General features: G+C 68.6%; 20 protein-coding genes. All 20 read left to right on the forward strand.

The features are described from left to right. Positions 1-79 precede the first annotated feature (79 nt). The 20 genes from EDF63_RS04970 (at position 80) to EDF63_RS05065 (ending at position 21,671) form a co-directional block, all read left to right on the forward strand. Complete coding sequence (locus EDF63_RS04970) at positions 80-1,747, forward strand: GspE/PulE family protein (RefSeq protein ID WP_123311706.1); 1,668 nt, start codon at positions 80-82, stop codon at positions 1,745-1,747. A 19-nt stretch (positions 1,748-1,766) separates the two neighbouring features. Further along, positions 1,767-3,293, forward strand: a complete 1,527-nt coding sequence (locus EDF63_RS04975) for a type IV pilus twitching motility protein PilT (protein ID WP_123311708.1) — start codon at positions 1,767-1,769, stop codon at positions 3,291-3,293. Then, a complete protein-coding gene (locus tag EDF63_RS04980) occupies positions 3,293-4,516 on the forward strand; it encodes a type II secretion system F family protein (RefSeq protein ID WP_123311710.1) in 1,224 nt (407 codons plus the stop codon). The genes EDF63_RS04975 and EDF63_RS04980 overlap by 1 nt, the downstream gene beginning before the upstream one ends. A 193-nt stretch (positions 4,517-4,709) precedes the next feature. After that, positions 4,710-5,138 (forward strand): type II secretion system protein, encoded by a 429-nt coding sequence (locus EDF63_RS19050; protein WP_123311712.1) that lies wholly within the window; start codon positions 4,710-4,712, stop codon positions 5,136-5,138. A gap of 81 nt (positions 5,139-5,219) precedes the next feature. After that, positions 5,220-6,602 carry a prepilin-type N-terminal cleavage/methylation domain-containing protein gene (locus EDF63_RS04990; RefSeq protein ID WP_148061729.1) on the forward strand — a complete coding sequence of 461 codons (1,383 nt, stop codon included), beginning with the start codon at positions 5,220-5,222 and terminating at the stop codon, positions 6,600-6,602. Further along, positions 6,602-7,306, forward strand: a complete 705-nt coding sequence (locus EDF63_RS04995) for a hypothetical protein (RefSeq protein WP_123311716.1) — start codon at positions 6,602-6,604, stop codon at positions 7,304-7,306. The genes EDF63_RS04990 and EDF63_RS04995 overlap by 1 nt, the downstream gene beginning before the upstream one ends. Positions 7,307-7,317: 11 nt before the next feature. Further along, a complete protein-coding gene (locus EDF63_RS05000; protein WP_123311718.1) occupies positions 7,318-9,120 on the forward strand; it encodes a hypothetical protein in 1,803 nt (600 codons plus the stop codon). Next, complete coding sequence (locus tag EDF63_RS05005) at positions 9,117-9,950, forward strand: A24 family peptidase (protein ID WP_395871402.1); 834 nt, start codon at positions 9,117-9,119, stop codon at positions 9,948-9,950. Before EDF63_RS05000 ends, EDF63_RS05005 begins: the two co-directional genes overlap by 4 nt. A 13-nt stretch (positions 9,951-9,963) precedes the next feature. Then, positions 9,964-11,016 (forward strand): type IV pilus assembly protein PilM, encoded by a 1,053-nt coding sequence (gene pilM / locus EDF63_RS05010; RefSeq protein WP_123311720.1) that lies wholly within the window; start codon positions 9,964-9,966, stop codon positions 11,014-11,016. Beyond that, positions 11,013-11,777: a hypothetical protein gene (locus EDF63_RS05015; RefSeq protein ID WP_123311722.1), complete on the forward strand. Its 765-nt coding sequence runs from the start codon at positions 11,013-11,015 to the stop codon at positions 11,775-11,777. The genes pilM and EDF63_RS05015 overlap by 4 nt, the downstream gene beginning before the upstream one ends. Further along, on the forward strand, positions 11,774-12,505 hold the full coding sequence (locus EDF63_RS05020; RefSeq protein ID WP_148061730.1) for a hypothetical protein: 732 nt from the start codon (positions 11,774-11,776) through the stop codon (positions 12,503-12,505). The genes EDF63_RS05015 and EDF63_RS05020 overlap by 4 nt, the downstream gene beginning before the upstream one ends. Positions 12,506-12,714: 209 nt before the next feature. After that, positions 12,715-13,275 carry a hypothetical protein gene (locus EDF63_RS05025; RefSeq protein WP_123311726.1) on the forward strand — a complete coding sequence of 187 codons (561 nt, stop codon included), beginning with the start codon at positions 12,715-12,717 and terminating at the stop codon, positions 13,273-13,275. A 27-nt stretch (positions 13,276-13,302) separates the two neighbouring features. Then, complete coding sequence (locus EDF63_RS05030) at positions 13,303-13,788, forward strand: DUF6121 family protein (protein ID WP_123311728.1); 486 nt, start codon at positions 13,303-13,305, stop codon at positions 13,786-13,788. 36 nt (positions 13,789-13,824) lie between these two features. Beyond that, positions 13,825-14,982 carry a hypothetical protein gene (locus tag EDF63_RS05035; protein WP_123311730.1) on the forward strand — a complete coding sequence of 386 codons (1,158 nt, stop codon included), beginning with the start codon at positions 13,825-13,827 and terminating at the stop codon, positions 14,980-14,982. Positions 14,983-15,210: 228 nt separating this feature from the next. Then, positions 15,211-15,579 carry a 30S ribosomal protein S12 gene (gene rpsL, locus EDF63_RS05040; RefSeq protein ID WP_017885540.1) on the forward strand — a complete coding sequence of 123 codons (369 nt, stop codon included), beginning with the start codon at positions 15,211-15,213 and terminating at the stop codon, positions 15,577-15,579. Between the two features lie 5 nt (positions 15,580-15,584). After that, a complete protein-coding gene (gene rpsG, locus EDF63_RS05045) occupies positions 15,585-16,055 on the forward strand; it encodes a 30S ribosomal protein S7 (protein WP_055950927.1) in 471 nt (156 codons plus the stop codon). 87 nt (positions 16,056-16,142) lie between these two features. Beyond that, the gene (gene fusA / locus EDF63_RS05050) at positions 16,143-18,260 is read left to right on the forward strand and encodes an elongation factor G (protein WP_123311732.1); all 2,118 of its coding nucleotides are present in this window, start codon (positions 16,143-16,145) and stop codon (positions 18,258-18,260) included. Positions 18,261-18,408: 148 nt separating this feature from the next. Next, positions 18,409-19,596, forward strand: a complete 1,188-nt coding sequence (gene tuf / locus EDF63_RS05055) for an elongation factor Tu (protein WP_123311734.1) — start codon at positions 18,409-18,411, stop codon at positions 19,594-19,596. 190 nt (positions 19,597-19,786) lie between these two features. After that, positions 19,787-20,764, forward strand: coding sequence for a DNA topoisomerase IB (locus EDF63_RS05060; RefSeq protein WP_123311736.1), 978 nt, complete (start codon positions 19,787-19,789; stop codon positions 20,762-20,764). Positions 20,765-20,843: 79 nt separating this feature from the next. Next, the gene (locus EDF63_RS05065) at positions 20,844-21,671 is read left to right on the forward strand and encodes a DarT ssDNA thymidine ADP-ribosyltransferase family protein (RefSeq protein WP_123311738.1); all 828 of its coding nucleotides are present in this window, start codon (positions 20,844-20,846) and stop codon (positions 21,669-21,671) included. Positions 21,672-22,149: the final 478 nt, after the last annotated feature.

Raw genomic sequence — 22,149 nt, forward strand, 5'->3', positions numbered from 1 at the left:
GTGGTCGAGCGCCACATCCCTGGTGGTGCGCATCCCGACCACGTCTCGCCGCGCGCGAGTCCAAGGAGGCACAGGACTCATGGCGACCCTGTCCGAGATCCTCATCCTGAACGGCGCTCTGCCGATCGAGCACCTCGACTCGATGACGGGCGACGAGGACCTCGACGAGCGCGCCATCCGCGGCCTGGTCGACCAGGGCGTCGTGAGCGAAGCGCAGTTCATCACGGCCCGGGCGGCCTCGAACAACTCCCGGACCGTCCCGCTCACCGACTACCCGGTCGACGGCACGGCGGTCTCGATCCTGCCTGCGGCGCTCTGCCGCCGGCACGGCGTCCTCGGCGTCGGCTTCGAGGGCGAGCTGCTCATCCTCGCGATGGTCAACCCGACCAACGTGCTGGCGATCGACGACGCACGCGCTGCGTCCGGCCGACCGATCAAGCCGCTCCAGGTGGACGAGCGCGACCTGCTCACCGCGCTCGACCGCTACCTGCGTGCCGACGACGAACTCAACGACCTGACCTCGTCGCTCGAGGAAGAAGCCGCCGTCAGCTCGTCGGCCCAGGTCGACCTGGCCGACGGCGCCCTCGACGACGTCCCGATCGTCCGCTTCGTCAACCTGCTCGTATCGCAGGCCATCCAGGACCACGCCTCGGACATCCACATCGAGCCCGGCGAGCACGAGGTCCGGATCCGCTACCGCATCGACGGCGTGCTGCACGAGATGGCCCCCGCACCGAAGAACATCCAGAACGGCGTCATCAGCCGTCTGAAGATCATGAGCGACATCGACATCGCCGAGCGTCGCAAGCCACAGGACGGCCGCATGTCGGTCCGTCACGGCGGCCGCCAGATCGACCTCCGTGTGGCGACGCTGCCCACCGTGTGGGGCGAGAAGGTCGTCATGCGGATCCTCGACAACACGAACACGTCGTTGACCCTCAAGGACCTCAACCTCCTCGAGCAGAACTTCCAGGCGTACCAGCGGTCGTACTCGAAGCCGTACGGCATGATCCTGGTCACGGGGCCCACCGGTTCCGGCAAGTCCACGACGCTCTACACGACGCTGAACGCCGTCGCCAAGCCGGAGATCAACGTCATCACGGTCGAGGACCCGGTCGAGTACCGGATGGCCGGCATCAACCAGGTCCAGGTCAACCCGAAGGCCGGACTGACGTTCGCGTCCGCACTGCGCTCGATCCTGCGGTCCGACCCCGACGTCGTCCTGCTCGGCGAGATCCGCGACCACGAGACCGCCCAGATCGCCATCGAGGCGTCCCTCACCGGTCACCTCGTGCTGTCCACGCTGCACACGAACGACGCTCCATCGGCGGTGACCCGTCTCACCGAGATGGACATCGAGCCCTTCCTGGTCGGTTCCGCCCTCGACTCCGTCGTCGCCCAGCGTCTGGCGCGACGGCTGTGCGACCGGTGCAAGGCGCCCGCCGTGTACGAGGCCGAACAGCTCCGGACCCTCGGGTTCCTGCGCCCCGGCGACGAGGTCCCGGCGTTCTTCGCCCCCATCGGCTGCGCGGTCTGCTCGAACACCGGGTACCGCGGCCGCATCGCCCTGCACGAGGTCATGACCGTCACCGAGGAGATCGAGCGCCTCGCCGTCTCGCGTGCCTCGAGCGCCGAGATCAGCCGTGTCGCCCAGGCGCAGGGGATGCTCACGCTCCGCCAGGACGGCTTCGAGAAGGTCAAGCTCGGTCTCACGAGCGTCGACGAGATCCTGCGCGTGGTCGCGTAGGCACGAGAGAGCGCAGCCAATGACCGACTCCGTGTACGACATCACGATCCCCGGCGACGAGCCCGTCGCCGGCTGGCACCCGGGCAACCCCGGCACCGAGGTGGGCTCCCGGCGCGCAGCACGCCTGGCCGCTGCCGCCGCGGCGGTTCCGCCGGAGCAGGTCTACGACCTCGGCGACGACACGGCCGCGTGGCCTGCACCGTCCGGATCGCCCGTGGCGGTGCCCGTCGCCCAGCCGCTCGCCACCCCGGCGACGCCGCCCGCCGCGGTGCCGTCGTCGACCGCGACGTACGGCTACGCCGAGACCCCGACGCAGCAGCTGCCTGTCGCTCCGGTCGCGCCCGCACCGAACGCCACGCTCGGCGGCGACATCGACTTCGCCCGCCACGCCCGCGAGGTCGCCGACCCCGACCTCATCACCGCGCTCGCCCAGGTCGTGTACCAGGGCGCGTCCGACCTGCACGTCACCGCGGACGCCCCGCCCACAGTCCGCGTCGACGGCTCGCTCCGTCCCGCGGTGCCCGGCGGCTCGTGGTCGCGCGGCAAGGTCATCGCGGCCCTCAAGACGCTGCTGTCGGTCGAGCAGGCCGGCCAGTTCGACCAGGAGCAGGAACTCGACTTCGCGTACTCGCTGTCGCCGGAGTACCGCTTCCGCGTGAACTTCTACCAGCAGCGCGGCAACTGGGGCGCGGCCTTCCGCATCATCCCCACGAAGATCAAGACGCTCAAGCAGCTCGGCATCCCCGAGCACGTCGGCGACTTCGCCGGCCTGCCCCGCGGACTCGTCCTGGTCACCGGCCCCACCGGCTCCGGTAAGTCCACGACCCTCGCCGCCCTGATCGACCTGGTGAACGAGAGCCGTGCCGACCACATCGTGACGGTCGAGGACCCGATCGAGTTCATGCACGAGCACAAGCGGGCGATCATCAACCAGCGCGAGGTCGGCGCCGACACGCACTCCTTCGCCGCCGCCCTCAAGCACGTGCTCCGCCAGGACCCCGACGTCATCCTGATCGGCGAGCTCCGCGACCTCGAGACCATCTCCGTCGCACTCACCGCCGCTGAGACCGGTCACCTGGTGTTCGCCACCCTGCACACCCAGAGCGCCCCCGGCACCATCGACCGTGTCATCGACGTCTTCCCGCCGCACCAGCAGGGGCAGATCCGCACGCAGCTCGCGGCGACCCTGCAGGGCGTCGTCTGCCAGACGCTGGTGCCGAAGGCGAACGGCGTCGGTCGCGTCGTCGCCACCGAGATCATGACGATCACCCCCGCCATCGGCAACCTGATCCGCGAGGGCAAGACCTACCAGATCACCTCGGCCATGCAGGCCGGGCGCGACCTGGGCATGCACACCATGGACCAGGACCTCGCCGAACTGGTCAACGTCGGCACGATCTCACGCAAGGCCGCGATGGAGAAGGTGCACGACGAAGAGGGCTTCGACCGGCTGGTGCAGCGCGTCGAGTCCCCGTCCGACTCATCGGCAGCCGCGATCGCCGCCAGCGGGATCGACTTCGGCGACAAGTTCTCCGGAGGCCACTGATGTCACTCGCATTCGACTACCGCGGGCGCGACGGTGCCGGCAAGCTCGTCAAGGGGCGCCTCGACGCCTCGTCCGAGGGCGCTGTCGTCCAGCGCCTGCGCGGCATGGGCGTCTCGCCGATCGCGATCACCGAGTCCAAGGCCGGCACGGGGCTGCAGACCGAGATCAAGATCCCCGGGTTCGAGAAGGGTGTCGGCCTCAAGGACCTGGCGATCATGTCGCGGCAGGCCTCGACGATGCTCACCTCGGGCCTCTCCCTGCTCCGGGCGCTGTCGATCCTGGCCGACCAGACCGAGAACAAGAAGCTCAAGGACATCCTCGGCAAGGTCCGCGACGACGTCGAGCGGGGCGTCTCGTTCTCCGACGCCGTGGCGAAGTACCCGGTGGACTTCCCGCCGATCATGATCAACATGATCCGCGCGGGCGAGACCGGCGGGTTCCTCGACCAGGCCATGGACTCCATCGCCACGAACTTCGAGAAGGAGCACAAGCTCCGCTCGACCATCAAGTCGGCGATGACCTACCCGGTCGTGGTGCTCGTGATGTCGCTGGTGGCAGTCGTCATCATGCTCATCTTCATCGTGCCCATCTTCCAGAAGATGTTCTCGTCCTTGGGCGGGCAGCTCCCGCTGCCGACGATGGTGCTCGTGTACGCGTCGAACGCAATGGTGTACGTCGGACCCGTCCTGCTCGTCGCCGCCATCGCGTTCTGGGTGTGGTGGCGCGCGAACAAGAACACGGAACGGGTCCGCGCGTTCGTGGACCCGTTGAAACTCCGACTCCCGGTGTTCGGGCAGCTCAACCGCAAGATCGTGATCGCGCGGTTCTCCCGCAACCTCTCGGACATGATCGGGGCCGGTGTCCCGATTCTGCAGGGATTGCAGATCGCCGGAGAAGTGTCGAACAACTATGTGGTCGAGAAAGCACTTCGGCGTGTTTCCGAAGCCGTGCGGAAAGGTGATTCCATCGCCGCGCCGCTGGCAAAAGAATCGATCTTCCCAGCAATGGTCTCGCAAATGGTCGCGGTCGGTGAAGACGCCGGATCGCTGGAGATCATGCTCGAGAAGATCGCTGCGTTCTACGACAGCGAGGTCGAGTCCACCACCGAGGCGCTCACATCCCTGATCGAGCCACTGCTGATCGCATTCCTCGGCGTGGTGGTGGGTGGCATGATCGTCGCGCTCTACCTGCCGATCTTCCAGATCACCTCGCTCGTCAAGTAATCACAGCACGTCGGCGTCCCTCGTCCGGGGGCACGTACCCATGGAATGCCCCCGTTACTGGGGGCATTTCAGTACCTCGAGACCCCCCGTTCTCGGGATTACGCCCGGAAACGCGCCTGAATACTCTTGTGTCCGGCGGCGGAGCAGTCCCCGGCACAATCCCCATCGCATTCCCAGAAGAATGGAAACCACCATGTACTTCGCTCTCATGGGCAAGCTCGACGCTCGCCGCAAGGGCCTGCTGGCCGAGGAGGAGAAGGGCTTCACGCTCATCGAGCTCCTGGTCGTCGTCATCATCATCGGCATCCTCGCCGCGATCGCCATCCCGGTGTACCTGAACGTGCAGAACAACGCGAAGGACGCCTCGGCGAAGTCGGACCTGCAGAACGCGAAGACGGCGGTCATCGCGGCCTACACGCAGAACAACACGTTCCCGTCGAAGCTCGCCGGACTCGCCGGCTACTCGGCCAGCGGGACCTACGACGCCGGCAAGGGGGTCGCGCCGGAGATCAAGAAGTCCGACGTGACCGCCGGGTCGTTCTGCATCCAGGTCACGAGCAACTCGACGAAGAACTTCTACGTCGACCAGGACGGCGGCGCGAAGGACGGCACCTGCCCCTGACCCCTTCGGGTTCCCAGACGGACTCCGGCTCGTGACGAGTCGGAGTCCGTCTTCCACGAACGCGGCGCATCGGAGGTGACCATGCTGCGACTGACCGAGCTCCTTCGCGATGCCCGCGAACGAGACGACGGCTTCTCGATCATCGAGGTGCTCGTCGCGATGACCGTGTTCGCCATGATCGCAGCCGGTGTCGCCATGGGGATCGCAAGCTCCCTCTACCTCGCGCACGGCTCACGGTCGCGCGAAGTCGCGATCGGTCTTGCCCAGGACGCCATCGACAAGGCGCGGACGAGCAGCAACCTGTTCGGTGTCACGGACGCGACCGACTCACTGACCCGCAACGGGGTCGATTACTCCGTCAAGCAGACGGCCCGCTGGGTCCCGACCTCCGGCACTGCGAACGCGTGTGGGTCCGGCGGTGGACCGCTGGCGTACAAGCGGGTGTCGATGACCATCAGCTGGACGGCCGGTGGGCGTGGTGCGACCCAGTCGATCTCGATGAACAGCATGGTCGCGCCGACCACCTCGGTGACGGCCGCGAACCTCGGCACCATCGTCGTCTCGGTGTCCAAGGTCGACGGCTCGGGCAACCAGGGAGTCGGCGTCACGATCGCGCCGAACGCCAGCAACCCGAACGGCGCCGCAGCGATCACCTCGGCGATCGGACAGACGGACGTGACGGGGTGCACGTACGCGCTGAACGTCAAGCCCGGGCGGTACGACGTCACGCTCACGAAGCCGGGTAACATCGACGACGGCACGTCGTCCGGCTCGCTCGGCGCGCAGACCGCCAGGCCGTCGACGACCGTCACCGTGCAGACGAACCAGACCTCCGCGGCCAACTTCAACTACGACACCGCGCTCACGGTGGTGCCGCAGTGGTCGGATCCGGACCAGAGCACCACCGCCTTCACCCCGCCGACCAGCAGTCCGGTGTCGCTCCGTCGGAAGACCGCCGACTACGGTCCGTACGCGGCCGGGACGACGGCGCAGGTGTTCCCCTACGCGGACGGCTACAAAGCGGTGCCGGGGACCCCTGCGACCTGTCTCAGCGTCGACCCGGAGAACTGGACGACGGCGAAGGGCACTGCGGTGGCACCGCGCGCGCTCGCGCAGCCGCAGGCCGGCACGAACGCGGTCAAGGCGCCGGTCCAGATCGTCACGGTGAAGCTCGCGTCGAAGACGGACAACGCCCTGACGGCCACGACCGTCGCCCCGGCCGCGAACTCGGGAGATCCCGGATGTGCGACGCCGGTCACCTACACGTTCACCGGCCTGTCGAACCAGACCGCGACGATCGCCCTGCCGTACGGCACCTACTCCTTCCAGTCCGGCACCGTGCTGAAGATCATCGGGGGCATCGTCTCGCTGACCCTCAGCAGCGGTACTCCCTCGGCGACCCCCGCGGCGGGTGTCTCGACGTCGTCCGGCAAGGTCCTGCTCGACCCCCGGCGGGCACCGTGATGCGCGCGCTCGCCCGGCTGCGTCGTGAAGACCAGGGCCTCTCGCTCGCGGAGCTCATCGTCGCGATGAGCGTGACCGTCCTGCTCCTCGCGATGGCAGGCGCCTTCTTCGCCTCCGTGACCCGCGCGTCCACGACGACGACCGGAGTGGACAGCAACACCCGAGTGGCATCGACCGCGATGCGCGAGATGCAACGGATGTTCCGGGTCGCGTCGAACAACCCGGTGGCGAGCGGCGTCGACACGCAGTACGCGTTCCAGTACGCCTCGGCGACCTCGGTGCGCTTCTTCGCCTACATCAACCTGAACTCCGCGGTCGATGTCCAGCCCGTCGAGGTGCAGTTCACCCTCAACGCCTCGAAGGGCACGATCACGGAGACGAAGTGGAACGGCACGGCGACCGACGCGTCGAAGAGCTACTTCGAGTTCCCTCGCGCGACGACGGCGACGCTCGGCAACACCCCGACCTCGACGCTGACGCTCGCGTCGTCGGTCGTGCCGACGGCACTGTTCACGTACCGGGATGCCGGTGGGAACGCGCTGATGCCCGGCGCGACGGGTCTGAGCGCCGCCGACCTGCAGTCGGTCCGTTCTGTCACGGTCGCACTGACCGTGGGTGAACGGGAGGCGGCGAAGCCGTCTGCCGCCAACAACGTCTCGCTCACGAGCACCGTGGGCATGCCCAACCTGCAGTTCGGAGGCTGACCGTGCGCCGCATGCTCGACGCGATCCGCTCGCGGGACGACGACCGGGGTGTCGCCCTCACCGCCGTGCTCGGGATCGGGGTGATCGTGATGATCCTCGCCGCGACGATGGTCGGCCTCTCGACGTCCGGCGCGACCAAGTCGGCTTCCGATCGTGACTACGCCAACGCGATGGCGGCGGCGTACGCCGGGCTCGCCGACTACCAGTCGCGGGTCAACGCCGACAACACCTACGCGACGAAGTACGGCGACACCGCCCAGCCGTTCAGCAGTGGGAACACGTTCCCGAACCGCACCGGGGACAACGCTGCGTTCACCACCTGGGTTGCGGTGCCGGACTCGACGGGTGCCAGCGGCTCGACGTTCTACCGGTACGCGGTCGACAACAGCATCTACGGGCAGCAGGGCATCGTCCGGGTCCAGGTGACCGGCAAGGCAGGCAACACCACCAGGACCCTGGTCGCGAACGTCAAGCCCGACGGGTTCTCGAACTACCTGTACTGGACCGATTACGAGTCCGGCGATCCGGACATCACCGGCGAGGACTGCTCGAACGTCTACCAGAACGCGACGTTCTCGAACTCGCCCGGTGGCGGCAAGAGTGCCTGTTCGCGGATCCAGTTCCAGGACGGTGACACCCTGAACGGGCCGATCCGGTCGAACGACGTGATGCTCATCTGCGGCGGGACGTTCAAGAACACCGTGCAGTCCGCAGTCGGCACCACCGACTACGGGTGCTCGCCGAAGCGGACGCCGTCGTACCAGTACTACAGCGGCTACCAGCCGGAGACGGTCGGGTCCTACACGCCCCCATCGACGATCAGTGCCGGTCGCGACCGGATGTACTCCGACGACGCAGCGATCACCTCGACCACCCCTGGGACCGGCTGCCTGTACACGGGCCCGACCCAGATCACCTTCCTCGGCAACGGGAAGATGACGGTCCGCTCGCCGCTCACGCTCGCGACGAACCTGCAGAAGTCGAGTCCCTACGGTTCGACCCCGCCGAAGTGCGGGGCGATCGCCGACCTGCAGGGGGCGGGGGCCACACTGAGCACGAGTCTGCTCGCCAACAACCTGGTCTACGTGCAGGACGAGCCGGCCTCCGCGGGCAGCGGCAGCACCACGAACCCGAACTACTACTGGTCGAAGTACACGACCCGCAACGCACCGTCCGCGTGCATGAAGAGCCCGTCGGTGACCGACAACGGACTGGGCTTCCCCTACACGGGGCAGATCTCCGGGTACTCCGGCACGTACTCGGAGTCGAACCCACGGAACGCACAGGGCACGCCGGTCCCGTTCAGCACCGCATACGGCTGCAGCAACGGTGACCTCTTCGTGTCCGGCAAGGTCGATGCGTCGATCACGCTGTCCGCCGAGAACTACGTCTACATCACGGGAGACCTGCAGTACGTGACGGGGCGGGCCGCCTCGACCGTGCTCGGCATCGTCGGGCAGGAGGCCGTGATGGTCTGGAACCCGATGTACTTCAGCGGCGCCAGTGCGTACGCGTTCCTCGCGGACAACCGGACGGTCGCCGGAGCGCTCCTGTCGAACCAGGGCACGTTCACGGTGCAGAACTACGCCTACGGCGGGGACCGGGGAACCCTGACGGTGAACGGCTCGATCGCCCAGCGCTACCGCGGAGCCGTGGGCAAGGGATCGAACGGGTACCTCAAGGCGTACGGCTACGACACGAGTCTCGCGAGCTACACCCCGCCGTTCTTCCCGCAGCCCGTGGTCACCACGTACAAGGTGACCTCCCAGATCGAGGTCAAGCCGGCCTACGACGCAGGCGGGAGCCCACGGTGACCGCCGCGGTGATGGTCGTCGGGTTCGCAGCGGCAACGGGGCTCGCCATCGGGTCGTTCCTCAACGTCGTGGTCCACCGGGTCCCGGCCGGTCTGTCCGTGGTCGCACCGGCGAGCGCGTGCCCGCGGTGCGGTCACGAGATCCGGGCACGGGACAACGTCCCGGTGCTCTCATGGGCTGTGCTGCGCGGGCGGTGCCGTGATTGCGCCGCGCCGATCTCGGTCCGCTACCCCCTCGTCGAACTCGCGACGGCGGCCCTGTTCGCCCTCGTCGTGCTGCGCTTCGGGCCTGCGCTGCTCGCTGCCACCGATGCCCGTGCTGCGGCGGTCGCGACGACCGTCCTCGTCGCGATGCTGTACCTGATGGCGGTTTCGGTCGCGCTCGCGTTGATCGACCTGGACGTCCACCGCCTGCCGAACGGGATCGTGCTGCCCGCCTACCCGGTGCTCGCCGCGCTGCTGACGGCCGCGAGCGCGTTGAGCGGTGACTGGGGTGCGCTCCTGCGCGCGGGCGTCGGTCTGGCCGTCCTCGGTGGCGGCTACCTGGCATTGGCGCTCGTCGTCCCGGGCGGGATGGGGCTCGGCGACGTGAAGCTCGCCGGAGTGCTCGGCCTCGTGCTCGCGTACCTCGGATGGGGACCCCTCGCAGTGGGAGCTTTCGGAGCCTTCCTGCTCGGCGGTAGCTTCGCCATCGGCCTCATGGTGGCCGGACGTGCGAAGCGCGGCTCCGGTATCCCGTTCGGCCCCTGGATGCTCGGCGGTGCCTGGCTCGGTGTGTTCATCGGTCAGTTGGTCCTCGACGGGTACCTGCGGATCATCGGACTGGCCTGAGGAAGGACCACACATGGCGAAGAACGTCGTCGGGATCGACATCGGCGGTGAGACGATCCGCGCTGTCGAGGTGACCAACCCGAACAAGCCGGACCCCGTGATCCAGCGCGTGGCAGAGGTCCCCCTGCCCGTCGGCGCGACCAAGCGCGGCGAGGTGCTCGAACCGAACACGATCGCGGCCAGTCTCCGGGAGCTCTGGCGCGTCGGACGGTTCCGGTCGAAGGACGTCGTCCTCGGCATGGGGAACCAACGGGTGCTCTCCCGCGACCTCACGGTCCCGAAGGCACCGCTCGCGCAGATCCGGGAGTCGCTGCCCTTCCAGGTCCAGGACATGCTCCCGGTGCCCGTGGGCGACGCGATCCTCGACTTCTACCCGGTGTCCGAGTCCGACGGTGCAGACGGCCCGGTCGTGCACGGGCTCCTGATCGCGGCCATCAAGGACGCGGTGCTCGCGAACGTCCGCGCGGTGCAGCTCGCTGGCCTGAACCCGATCGGTGTCGACCTGATCCCGTTCGCCCTCACCCGCGTCTACCTCCCCGCATCGCGGTTCCCCGGGACCCACGCACTCGCCGAGATCGGAGCGAACACCACGACGGTGGTCGTGGCGACCGACGGCGTCCCACAGTTCGTGCGCATCATCCCGAGTGGCGGCGACGACCTGACCGGGACCCTCGCGACGGCCCTCGACATCGCGGTCGACCAGGCCGAGGCCGTCAAGCGGTGGATCGGGCTCGGCGCCCGAGCGCAGACCCCCGACGACATCCGCGCCGCCGCCACCGTCCGCGATCTCAGCAACGAGTTGCTGACGAGTCTGCGCAACACCGTGAACTACTTCGTCAGCACGAGGCCCGGGTCCGGTGTGCAGAGCCTCGTCCTCGCCGGCGGTGGCGCCCAGCTGCCGGGCTTCGCCGAGGCGCTGCAGGCTGCGACGGGCATCGACGTCAGCGTCGGAGACCCGTTCGCCGACGCGCCCACAAGCCGATCGATCCGGCGAGAGGACGTCGCCGGCCGCGGTCTCGCCGTGGCGGTCGCCTGGGGCCTCGCGACAGGGAGCTGCGCAGCATGACCAAGATCCTCGAGCCCTCCAAGCGCGCGCGACGCGGCACCGGGGCCGCCCACGAGGTCCGGATCGCGGCGGACACCGCCCAACGGACGAAGCGTCAAGGGCGCGGCGCCGGCCAGTCAATCGTCGTGGGTGGCGTACCTCGAGTCGATCTGCTGCCGACCGAGGTCCTGATCGATCGTCGCCAGCGCGCGATCGTCCGACGGGCCTGGCTCGGTGTCGTGGTCGTCGCAGTGGCGGTCGGAGCCGGAGTCGTCCTGGCCTCCGCGTCGGCGATGCAGGCCGACGCCCAGCTCGTAGCCGCGCGTGAGCAGACCGACTCACTCCTGGTCGAGCAGCAGCAGTACCGCGAGGTGCGCAGCACGGAGACGCAGTCCGAGCTCCTGCGCGCCGCCCAGCAGGTCGGTGGCTCGACCGAGATCGACTGGCAGACCACGCTCCAACGCGTGCAGGACTCGCTCCCGGCCGGTGTGACGATCACGGGCGTCCAGATCGACTCGGCGACCCCGCTCGAGGCCTACGCGCAGGCGACCAGTCCGTTGCAGGGCCAACGCGTCGCGACCCTCACGATCGATGCCGCGAGCCCGACGCTGCCGTCGGTGCCGGCCTGGCTCGACTCCGTGAAGGGGCTGCGCGGGTTCGTCGACGCGAACGCCAACTCGGTGACGCTCGACACGTCGACGAACGTCTACACGGTGGACATGACGATCCACCTCGACGAGAAGGTCTACGACGGCAAGTACGCAGCGAAGGACGGATCATGAGCCGCAACCGATTGATGCTCCTGCTCGCGGTCGTCGCCGCGGTCGTGGTTGCTGCCGGCGGGTTCTTCCTCGGCGTGCAGCCGCAGCTCGACCGAGCTGCGACGGCGAAGAGCGACACCGAGAGCATCAGCGCCGGCAACGCGACCACGCGTGCCGAGATAGCCCGCCTCCGCGAACAGGCGAAGAGCCTGCCGCAGATGCGGACCCGGCTCGCGACGCTCCGGGCGTCGGTGCCGGACTCCGCGGGCGCCTCGTCGTTCATCAGCCAGCTGAACGGGACCGCGGACGCGACCGGGGTCCAGGTCGCGACGATCACCGTGGGGGACGCGACGGCGTACAACCCGCCAGCGGCGACCCCCGAAGGCACGACGGGCGGAGAGCCGGCATCGTCCGACAGCGCCGCGACGGCGACGTCCTCGGCGACACCGACGGCAGCGGCGACCACACCCGCTGCACCGGAGACGGCAACCGACAGCAGCATCACGGCGCAGAACTTCTCCGTCATCCCAGTGTCCGTGACCGTGAACGGGGAGTTCCCCGAGGCACTCGCCTTCGTCAAGGGAGTGCAGTCGAACGCGCGGCTCTTCCTGATCGACTCGATCTCGTCGTCGTCGCCGAGCACGGCGGCCGCCGACTCGGACGCGCAGGCAGAAGAGCCGTCATGGACGTTCAGCGGCTCGATCTACGTCTTCTCGGACGCCAGCTCGACCGCAGCTGCCAAGGGCTGATCCGACCCCCGCGGACTGGGGTGTGACGCGCCACGCCGACCCCTCTTCCGCGACACCCGTCGGCCTGCGTACGATGCTCACGAGGCCGTGATCGCGGCTGCTCATCCTCTCTCGAACGGTCGGCTCGAATCGGCCGTTCCTCGTCGTGCCCGGAGTCGCGCGTGTTGGTCGGAATCGTTGAATTCCTGGGTTGGTTCGGTGCAGTAACCGTGCTGGCAGGTTACATACTCTTCTCCACGGGGAAGCTCCCGAACGGGCCGGTCTACCAGCTCTTCAACCTCGTCGGGGGCCTGGCCGTCGCGGTCAACGTGGCCGCACACCACGCTGTGCCGTCGACCATCGTCAACGGCATCTGGGCGATCGTGGCCGTGGTCGTCCTGGTGAAGATGGGGCGCGCCCGTCGCGCGGCGAAGCGCGGCGAGCCGGCGGCCTCCGAGGCGACCGTCCTGCACGCCGAGCCGGCGTCCACCACCGGCGTCCTGCCGATCATCGGCCCCGCCCTGCGCGACCACGAGCCGGAGGAGCCCTCCGAGGCGGACGCAGCCCCGGGCCTCCAGGCCGCACCGACCACCAGCACGACGCAAGCAGCGCCGACCACCAGCACGACGCAAGCAGCGCCGACCACCAGCACGACGCAGGCCGCTCCGATGACCGAGACCGTCCCGATCATCACCGCGACGATCGCACTCGCCCTCGTCGCCGCAGCACAGCAGCAGGTGGACCACGCCGACCACGCCGACCACGCGGAGCGGACCGAAGCCACCCGCTGACCGCCCCGGCGGCGATACGATCACCTCATGTCCCGGTGGTTGATCGCGACGATGACGTCCGTCCTCTTCATCGCGCTCGTCGTCGCCGTCGCAGGGTTCGAAGCGCTCCTCGCCGACGTCGAGGCGATCGCGCAGCCGGACGCCACCCCGTACCTCGGCCCGGCCATGGTGATCGGTGCCGCAGTGGTGGTGTTCCTCGCGACCGCGGTCGGCGCGCGTGAGGGCAACCCCGGGGTCACCGGACTCGTGGCGGCCGCGACCGCCTACCTGGTGATGCTCGGCGTCGGCGCGGTCGGGTACGCCGTGATCCGCCGCGACCTGACCGAACTCCTCGTCTTCCCGGCTGGCTACGCGCTCGGCCCGTTCGTCGTCGGGTCCGTCGTGGTGGCGCTCCTGTCGGTGATCGGCGGGATCTCCATGGCCCGGCACCAGGCGCGGACGACGGCTCGGACGCCTGACGCAGACCGGCGGCAGGAGTCGACGGTCGCGGGCGACGACATCGCCGGGCGGTAGTCTGCCCGGGCACGACGCACACGCAACGGGGGAACCATGAGCGACCAGCACACACCGGATCCGGACCAGCAGAGCGGCTGGGGAGCCGTGCCGCCGGTGGCGTCGATCCGCGGGACGCACGAGGGGCCGGCAGGCGCCGGGTTCACCACGCCCGCTCCGCGCGTTCCGCGCCGGAAGCTCCGCCGCGGCCAGCTGGTCGGGATCATCGCCGGCAGCACCGCGGTCGTGCTGTTGCTCGTCGCCGGCGTCGTCGGGTTCTCGGTCGGTTCGGCCACCCACTCGGCCGACCGCCCCGTGCGGGCGTTCCTCGACGACCTGACCGCGGGGAAGGTCACCGAGGCCCTCGACGCCGCCGGCATCGACCGCACGAAGTCGGACGTGCTCCTCACCGACGCCGCGTACGCGAAGGCGACGGCCAAGGTCACCGGCTACCGGGTGGCTGCGACGCGGACGGACGGCGACACCGCCACCGTTCGCGCCTACCTCCGCCAGAGCGGACGGGAGGTCGCGGCGACCTTCACGCTCGACAAGACCGGTACCGACTGGGGTGTGTTCCCGGTGTGGGAGCTGCAGGCGCCCGAGCTCGGCAGCGTCGACGTCAGCGTCCGGGGCCCGTCCGGCGCCTCGGTGCAGGTCGCGGGGACGTCGACGAAGACCTCGAAGGACGGCGCCGTCAGTCTCCGCGCGCTCCCCGGGACCTACGCGGTCACGTACGACGGCGGCAAGTGGACGAAGGCCACGGGCGGCAGCGCCGACGTGGGCGGGTTCGGGGTCGGCGCCTCGACACCCGTGCAGATGACCGCGGCGCTCACGAACGCGGGGGAGCAGGCGGCGAAGCGGGCCGTGGACGCATGGGTCGACGGCTGCATCGCCTCGAACGACGCTGCACCGGCCGGGTGCAGCTTCTACGCCTACGGCGAGAACCCCGCGTACACGTACACGAACGAGAAGTGGACGCTCGAGTCGCGCCCCACGGTCGCCGTCGGCAGCTGGACCTCGAACGGGTGGCTGGTCTCCACCACCACCTTCGGTCGGGCGACCTTCACGGCGGACATCGCCGGCGCGGGCGGCACCGGGACGGCTTCGGCCGGGCCGCTCAACGTCAACGCGAGCGGGTACATCACGGGGTTCTCGAGCTCCGGTGCGACGTTCCGCTCGGCGGTCGGCAACGGGTCCTCGGACACCGGCTCATGACGGTGTCCGGCGTGGTGCCGGCCCGGATTGATTTCGTTCCGTTACGCGGGTAGTCTCTTCTGGGTGTGCGCCCTCGGGCGCGCCCGAAAAGTCCGGCGAGCGGGATCGCCCAGCCGGACCACTCCGTCCCCCGCAGGTTCCTCCGCCGTCAGGCGGTCATCAGCGTGGGACGAGGAAGCCGGCGGATCGCGCCGGCCAGAGAGCACGAGCGAAGAACCAGGAGAACAGTTGCCTACTATTCAGCAGCTGGTTCGCAAGGGTCGTACGCCGAAGGTCACCAAGACCAAGGCGCCCGCCCTGAAGGCGAACCCCCAGCAGCGTGGTGTGTGCACCCGCGTCTACACCACCACCCCGAAGAAGCCGAACTCCGCACTGCGCAAGGTCGCTCGTGTGAAGCTCTCGAACGGCACCGAGGTCACGGCGTACATCCCCGGTGAGGGCCACAACCTCCAGGAGCACTCGATGGTGCTCGTCCGTGGCGGTCGTGTGAAGGACCTCCCCGGTGTGCGGTACAAGATCATCCGTGGCGCCCTGGACACCCAGGCCGTGAAGAACCGTAAGCAGGCTCGTAGCCGCTACGGCGCGAAGAAGGGTTGAGTTAGATGCCTCGTAAGGGTCCCGCCCCCAAGCGTCCCGTCGTCGCCGACCCGGTCTACGGTGCGCCGATCGTCAGCCAGCTCGTCAACAAGATCCTGCTCGACGGCAAGAAGGGCCTCGCCGAGCGCATCGTCTACGGTGCACTCGAGGGCGTCACTGCCAAGAACCAGCAGGATGCTGTCGTCACGCTCAAGAAGGCGCTCGACAACGTCCGTCCGACCCTCGAGGTCCGCAGCCGCCGTGTCGGTGGCTCGACCTACCAGGTCCCGGTCGAGGTCAAGCCGCACCGCGCGAACACCCTCGCGCTCCGCTGGCTGACCTCGTACGCCAAGGCCCGTCGCGAGAAGACGATGACCGAGCGTCTCATGAACGAGATCCTCGACGCGTCGAACGGTCTCGGTGCCGCGGTCAAGCGCCGCGAGGACACGCACAAGATGGCCGAGTCGAACAAGGCCTTCGCCCACTACCGCTGGTAGTCCCGGCACCGTCCGGGCACCGGTGGTCAAGAACCCCGGCGCCCGGACGGCCGCCAACCTCTCCTACAACTCTTCCGGAGGAACCCTGTGGCACAGGACGTGCTCACCGACCTGAACAAGGTCCGCAACATCGGCATCATGGCGCACATCGATGCCGGCAAGACCACGACGACCGAGCGCATCCTGTTCTACACGGGCATCACGCACAAGATCGGTGAGGTCCACGACGGCGCTGCCACGATGGACTGGATGGCGCAGGAGCAGGAGCGCGGCATCACGATCACGTCGGCCGCGACGACCTGCTTCTGGGACAACAACCAGATCAACATCATCGACACCCCCGGTCACGTGGACTTCACGGTCGAGGTGGAGCGTTCGCTCCGCGTCCTCGACGGTGCCGTCGCCGTCTTCGACGGCAAGGAGGGCGTCGAGCCCCAGTCCGAGACCGTGTGGCGTCAGGCGGACAAGTACAACGTCCCGCGCATCTGCTTCGTCAACAAGATGGACAAGCTCGGCGCGGACTTCTACTACACCGTCGACACGATCATCAACCGCCTCGGCGCGGAGCCCCTCGTGCTCCAGCTGCCGATCGGTTCCGAGAGCTCGTTCGAAGGCGTCGTCGACCTCGTCCAGATGCGTGCACTCACCTGGCGCGGCGACGCCAAGGGTGACGTCGCGATGGGTGCGAAGTACGAGATCGAGGAGATCCCGGCCGACCTGCAGGACCGCGCCGCCGAGTACCGCGAGAAGCTCATCGAGCGCGTGGCCGAGGCGGACGACGTCCTCATGGAGCGCTACCTCGAGGGCGACACCGACTTCTCGGTCGACGAGATCAAGGCCGCGATCCGCGCCCTCACCGTGAGCAGCACGCTCTACCCGGTGCTGTGCGGTTCCGCGTTCAAGAACCGCGGTGTCCAGCCGATGCTTGACGCCGTCATCGACTACCTCCCGTCCCCGCTCGACGTGCCGCCGATGATCGGCCACGACGTCAAGGACGAGGAGAAGGAGATCATCCGCAAGCCCGACGCGTCGGAGCCGTTCTCGGCCCTGGCGTTCAAGGTCGCGGTGCACCCCTTCTTCGGTCGCCTCACCTACGTCCGCGTGTACTCCGGCTCGATCGAGTCCGGCGCACAGGTCATCAACTCGACCAAGGGCAAGAAGGAGCGCATCGGCAAGATCTTCCAGATGCACTCCAACAAGGAGAACCCGGTCGCCAACGTGACCGCTGGCCACATCTACGCGGTCATCGGCCTCAAGGACACCACCACCGGTGACACCCTGTGCGACCCGACCAACCAGGTCGTCCTCGAGTCGATGACGTTCCCGGAGCCGGTCATCGAGGTCGCGATCGAGCCGAACACGAAGGCCGACCAGGAGAAGCTCTCCACGGCCATCCAGAAGCTCGCCGAAGAGGACCCGACGTTCCGCGTCGAGCTCAACGCCGAGACCGGTCAGACGACGATCAAGGGCATGGGCGAGCTCCACCTCGACATCCTCGTCGACCGCATGAAGCGCGAGTTCCACGTCGAGGCGAGCGTCGGCAAGCCCCAGGTGGCCTACCGCGAGACCCTCACGAAGGTCGTCGAGCGCTACGACTACACCCACAAGAAGCAGACCGGTGGTTCCGGCCAGTTCGCGAAGGTGCAGATCGCGCTCGAGCCGATGGAGGTCACGAGCGAGAAGGTCTACGAGTTCGTCAACGCGACCTCCGGTGGCCGTGTCCCGCGCGAGTACATCCCGTCGGTCGACGCCGGTATCCAGGACGCCATGCAGGTCGGCATCCTCGCCGGGTACCCGACGGTCGGCGTGAAGGCCACCCTCAAGGACGGCGCGGCGCACGACGTCGACTCGTCCGAGATGGCGTTCAAGATCGCCGGTTCGATCGCCTACAAGGAAGCGGCCCGCAAGGCCGGTCCGGCGATCCTCGAGCCGATCATGGCCGTCGAGGTCCGTACTCCTGAGGAGTACATGGGCGACGTCATCGGTGACCTGAACTCCCGTCGTGGCCAGATCGCCTCGATGGAGGACGCCTCGGGCGTCAAGGTGGTCCGCGCGAGCGTGCCGCTGTCCGAGATGTTCGGCTACGTCGGCGACCTGCGGTCGAAGACCTCTGGTCGTGCGGTCTACTCGATGACCTTCGAGACCTACAGCCAGGTCCCGGCCAAGGTCGCCGAGGAGATCATCGCGAAGAACGCGGGGGAGTGACGCTCGAGCGTCTCTCCACAGGCGGGGGTGCCCGGCGACGGGCCCCCCGCCACCAAGTAAAGTAAAGACACACACCGCGCATCAACGGTCGCGAGCCCATCCAGGGCCGGCCGGGGATGACGCTTCCGAGTCCTGAGGAGGACCCACAGTGGCCAAGGCCAAGTTCGAGCGCACCAAGCCGCACGTCAACATCGGAACCATCGGTCACGTCGACCACGGCAAGACCACGCTCACGGCGGCGATCACCAAGGTTCTGCACGACCAGTACCCGGACCTCAACGAGGCCCGTGACTTCGCGCAGATCGACAACGCTCCCGAGGAGCGCCAGCGCGGCATCACGATCAACATCTCGCACGTCGAGTACCAGACCGAGAAGCGTCACTACGCGCACGTCGACGCCCCCGGTCACGCCGACTACGTGAAGAACATGATCACGGGTGCGGCGCAGATGGACGGCGCGATCCTCGTGGTCGCCGCCACCGACGGCCCGATGCCCCAGACGCGTGAGCACGTCCTGCTCGCCCGCCAGGTCGGCGTCCCGTACATCGTCGTCGCGCTGAACAAGTCCGACATGGTGGACGACGAGGAGATCCTGGAGCTCGTCGAGCTCGAGGTCCGCGAGCTCCTCGGCTCGCAGCAGTTCGACGAGGACGCTCCCGTCGTGCAGGTCTCGGCGCTCAAGGCGCTCGAGGGCGACGAGAAGTGGGTCAAGTCGGTCCAGGACCTCATGGCCCAGGTCGACGAGCACGTGCCGGACCCGGTGCGCGCTACCGACCAGCCGTTCCTGATGCCGATCGAGGACGTCTTCACGATCACCGGTCGTGGCACGGTCGTCACCGGTCGCGTCGAGCGTGGCACGCTCAACCTGAACGAGGAGGTCGAGATCGTCGGCATCCGCGCGACGCAGAAGACCACCGTCACGGGCATCGAGATGTTCCGCAAGCTGCTCGACCAGGCGGTCGCCGGTGACAACACCGGTCTGCTCATCCGTGGCCTCAAGCGCGAGGACGTCGAGCGCGGCCAGGTCGTCGTGAAGCCGGGTTCGGTCACGCCGCACACCGAGTTCCAGGCGAACGCGTACATCCTGACGAAGGAAGAGGGCGGGCGTCACAACCCGTTCTACGCGAACTACCGCCCGCAGTTCTACTTCCGCACCACGGACGTCACCGGCGTCATCACGCTGCCCGAGGGCACCGAGATGGTCATGCCCGGTGACACCGTCGCCATGACGGTCGAGCTGATCCAGCCGATCGCCATGGAAGAGGGCCTCCGCTTCGCCATCCGTGAGGGTGGTCGTACGGTCGGCGCCGGTACGGTCGAGAAGATCCTCAAGTAACTCCGGTTACCTGCCTCAGCGGGGTCGAGCCTTCGGGCTCGGCCCCGCTTTGTCGTCTCCCGTCCACGCGCCACTGACGGCCGCTCACGGCTCGCACGGGCGTCGGACGGGAGGCCCGGGGCGGGTCCGCTGCGACGGCGCCGGTCCGCCCCGTGCGGCGTCCCAGGCATCGTGGAGTTGGCTCGGACAGGTGACCCGCCTGCGCCGTTCCACGACCTCCGGTCGTGGCTACCACCGTGTCCGGAGCGGACGCGGCTTCTCGTACCGTGATCCCGACGGTACGACCGTCACCGATGCCGCGGTCCGTCAACGGCTCGAGGATCTCGTCATCCCGCCGGCCTGGGACGACGTCTGGATCTCGCCGTACGAGAACGGGCACGTGCTCGCGACGGGGATCGACGGTGCCGGTCGACGGCAGTACATGTACCACCCGTCCTGGCGCGAGCGGATGGACCGGATCAAGTACGACCGCGCGCTCGCCCTCGCCGAGTCGCTGCCGGTCGCGCGGCGCGGGGTGACCCAGGACCTCCGCCGCCCGGAGCCCGATCGCCGCCGGGCGCTCGCTGCGGCGTTCCGGATGCTCGACCAGGGGTCCCTCCGGGTCGGTTCGGAGCGGTATGCCACCGAGCACGGCAGTCGCGGACTCTCGACCCTGCTCTGTGCCCACGCGCACGTCTCCGGCGACGACATCGAGCTCGACTTCCCCGGCAAGAGCGGCCAGGAGTGGTCGTCGTCCATCCACGACCCGGACCTCGCGACGGTGATCGCCGGCATGAAGCGCCGCGGGCCGAACGCGCGACTGCTCTCGTTCCGCGAACGCCGTGGGGACGAATGGGAGCCGCTCTCCGCCGAGGACATCAACGCCTACGTGAAGGAACGTGCGGGCGACGAGTTCACGGCGAAGGACTTCCGCACCCTGCACGGCACGGTGGCGGCGGCCGTCGACCTGGCACAGACCGGTCCGCTGTCGTCGGAGGCGAAGCGGAAGCGCGCCGTCTCCCATGCCGTGAAGGCCGCGAGCGAGGAGCTCGGGAACACCCCGACGGTGTGCCGCCAGAGCTACATCGACCCGCGGTTGCTCGACGCCTACGAGCACGGTGAGACCATCGATCCGGCTCGGATCCACGCCGCCGAGTCCGAGGTCCGGGCGCTGCTCTACCGACAATGACCCCGGGGGCGTCCGGATGACGTAGCGTTGGTCGACGTGCCGGACCACCCCACACGGCACGGAAGGACCCACAACAGTCGTGACTGACGAGTGCATCCACGGTTTCCCCACCGAACTCTGCGACATCTGCGCGCCCCGCCAGCGTGAGGAGTCGGCGATCCCTGCCGCTCCGACGCCACGGCGGACCCGCATCACCACCAACCTGCGCGTCGACCCGCCGGCCTCCGGCCCGGGGACGTCGCTCCGTTCGCCGACGTCACTGCGGTCGTCGTCGGCCGAGCTGCCGGAGGCCCGGGTCTTCGCGTCGCTGCGCGCGCACCACGTGACCCACATCGACAACCTCGACGGCATTGTCGGGTCCGGCGCGATCCTGGCGGCCGACCAGGCGGAGCCCGCCGTCGACGTCAGCAGCCCGGAGACCCGTGCCGCCCGCGCCGAGGCCGAAGCGCCCGACGGCAGCACCATCGCCAGCCACGTGCCCTTCACGCTGTCGCCGGACGCCGTCCGCTGGGACGAACTCCGCACCGGCGCCGAGGGCGAGCGGTGGTCCGACGCCGCACGCCGCACGCGCGCCGTCGACTACGTCGTGCTCGTCGTCCCGGTGTCGGCGTTCGGTGCCTCGGTGGTCGTCGCCGACCAGGACGCCGACGCCGACGACGTACGGTTCGCGGTCGGCCCGGACGCTGCGACCAACCTGATCCGTCGCACCGACTTCTCCGACCCGGAGATGCTCGGACTCGAGCTCCTCGCCGGGCCGAGCGTGCCGTTCTCGTCGGTCGCGGTGATCGGCGTACCGAACGACAAGGCACGGCAGACGGTCCGTGCGGTGCTCGCCGACCACGGCGGACACGCGCCGCGCGTGGCGGTCTTCCCGCCCTGGTTCGTGCCCCCGGTGACGGCCGAGTAACCGTCTCCACGAGCGCCCTCCGGACCATCTCCGGAGGGCGCTCCGCGTTGCGGCGGCGAGCCGTGCCTCCCGACCGTCCGATCCGCGTGGATCCGGGGAAGCGAGCCGGTGTCGACACGCCCGGCATCCCGCGACACGCCCGGGTTGCACGTGGGCTCGGGACATGCGAGACTTGTCCGGTTCCGAATTCCCCGCGGGTGCGAGTCCGCAGGATCACTGCTCTGGCAGTGCACAACCCCCCTGTTCAGCAGGGCTGGGTTGGGCCGCAGGCAGCAGAACACGACTCCCCGAGGTCATGACGGACGCGACACTGTTGCGCCCGGAGTGCGAGGAAGTCGATTGCCCACGCTGGACGGCCAAGGTCGCCCGCGCGGTTGACAGGTGAACAGCGGTCATCCCCAGCGGATGCGGCCGGTTGGTTCAGGAAAACAGCACGGTCTGCAGGAATGCAGAGCCGAGCGGCGTCAGGCGGCCAGAG

The organism is Curtobacterium sp. JUb34, from assembly GCF_003755065.1.
GTDB lineage: Bacteria > Actinomycetota > Actinomycetes > Actinomycetales > Microbacteriaceae > Curtobacterium.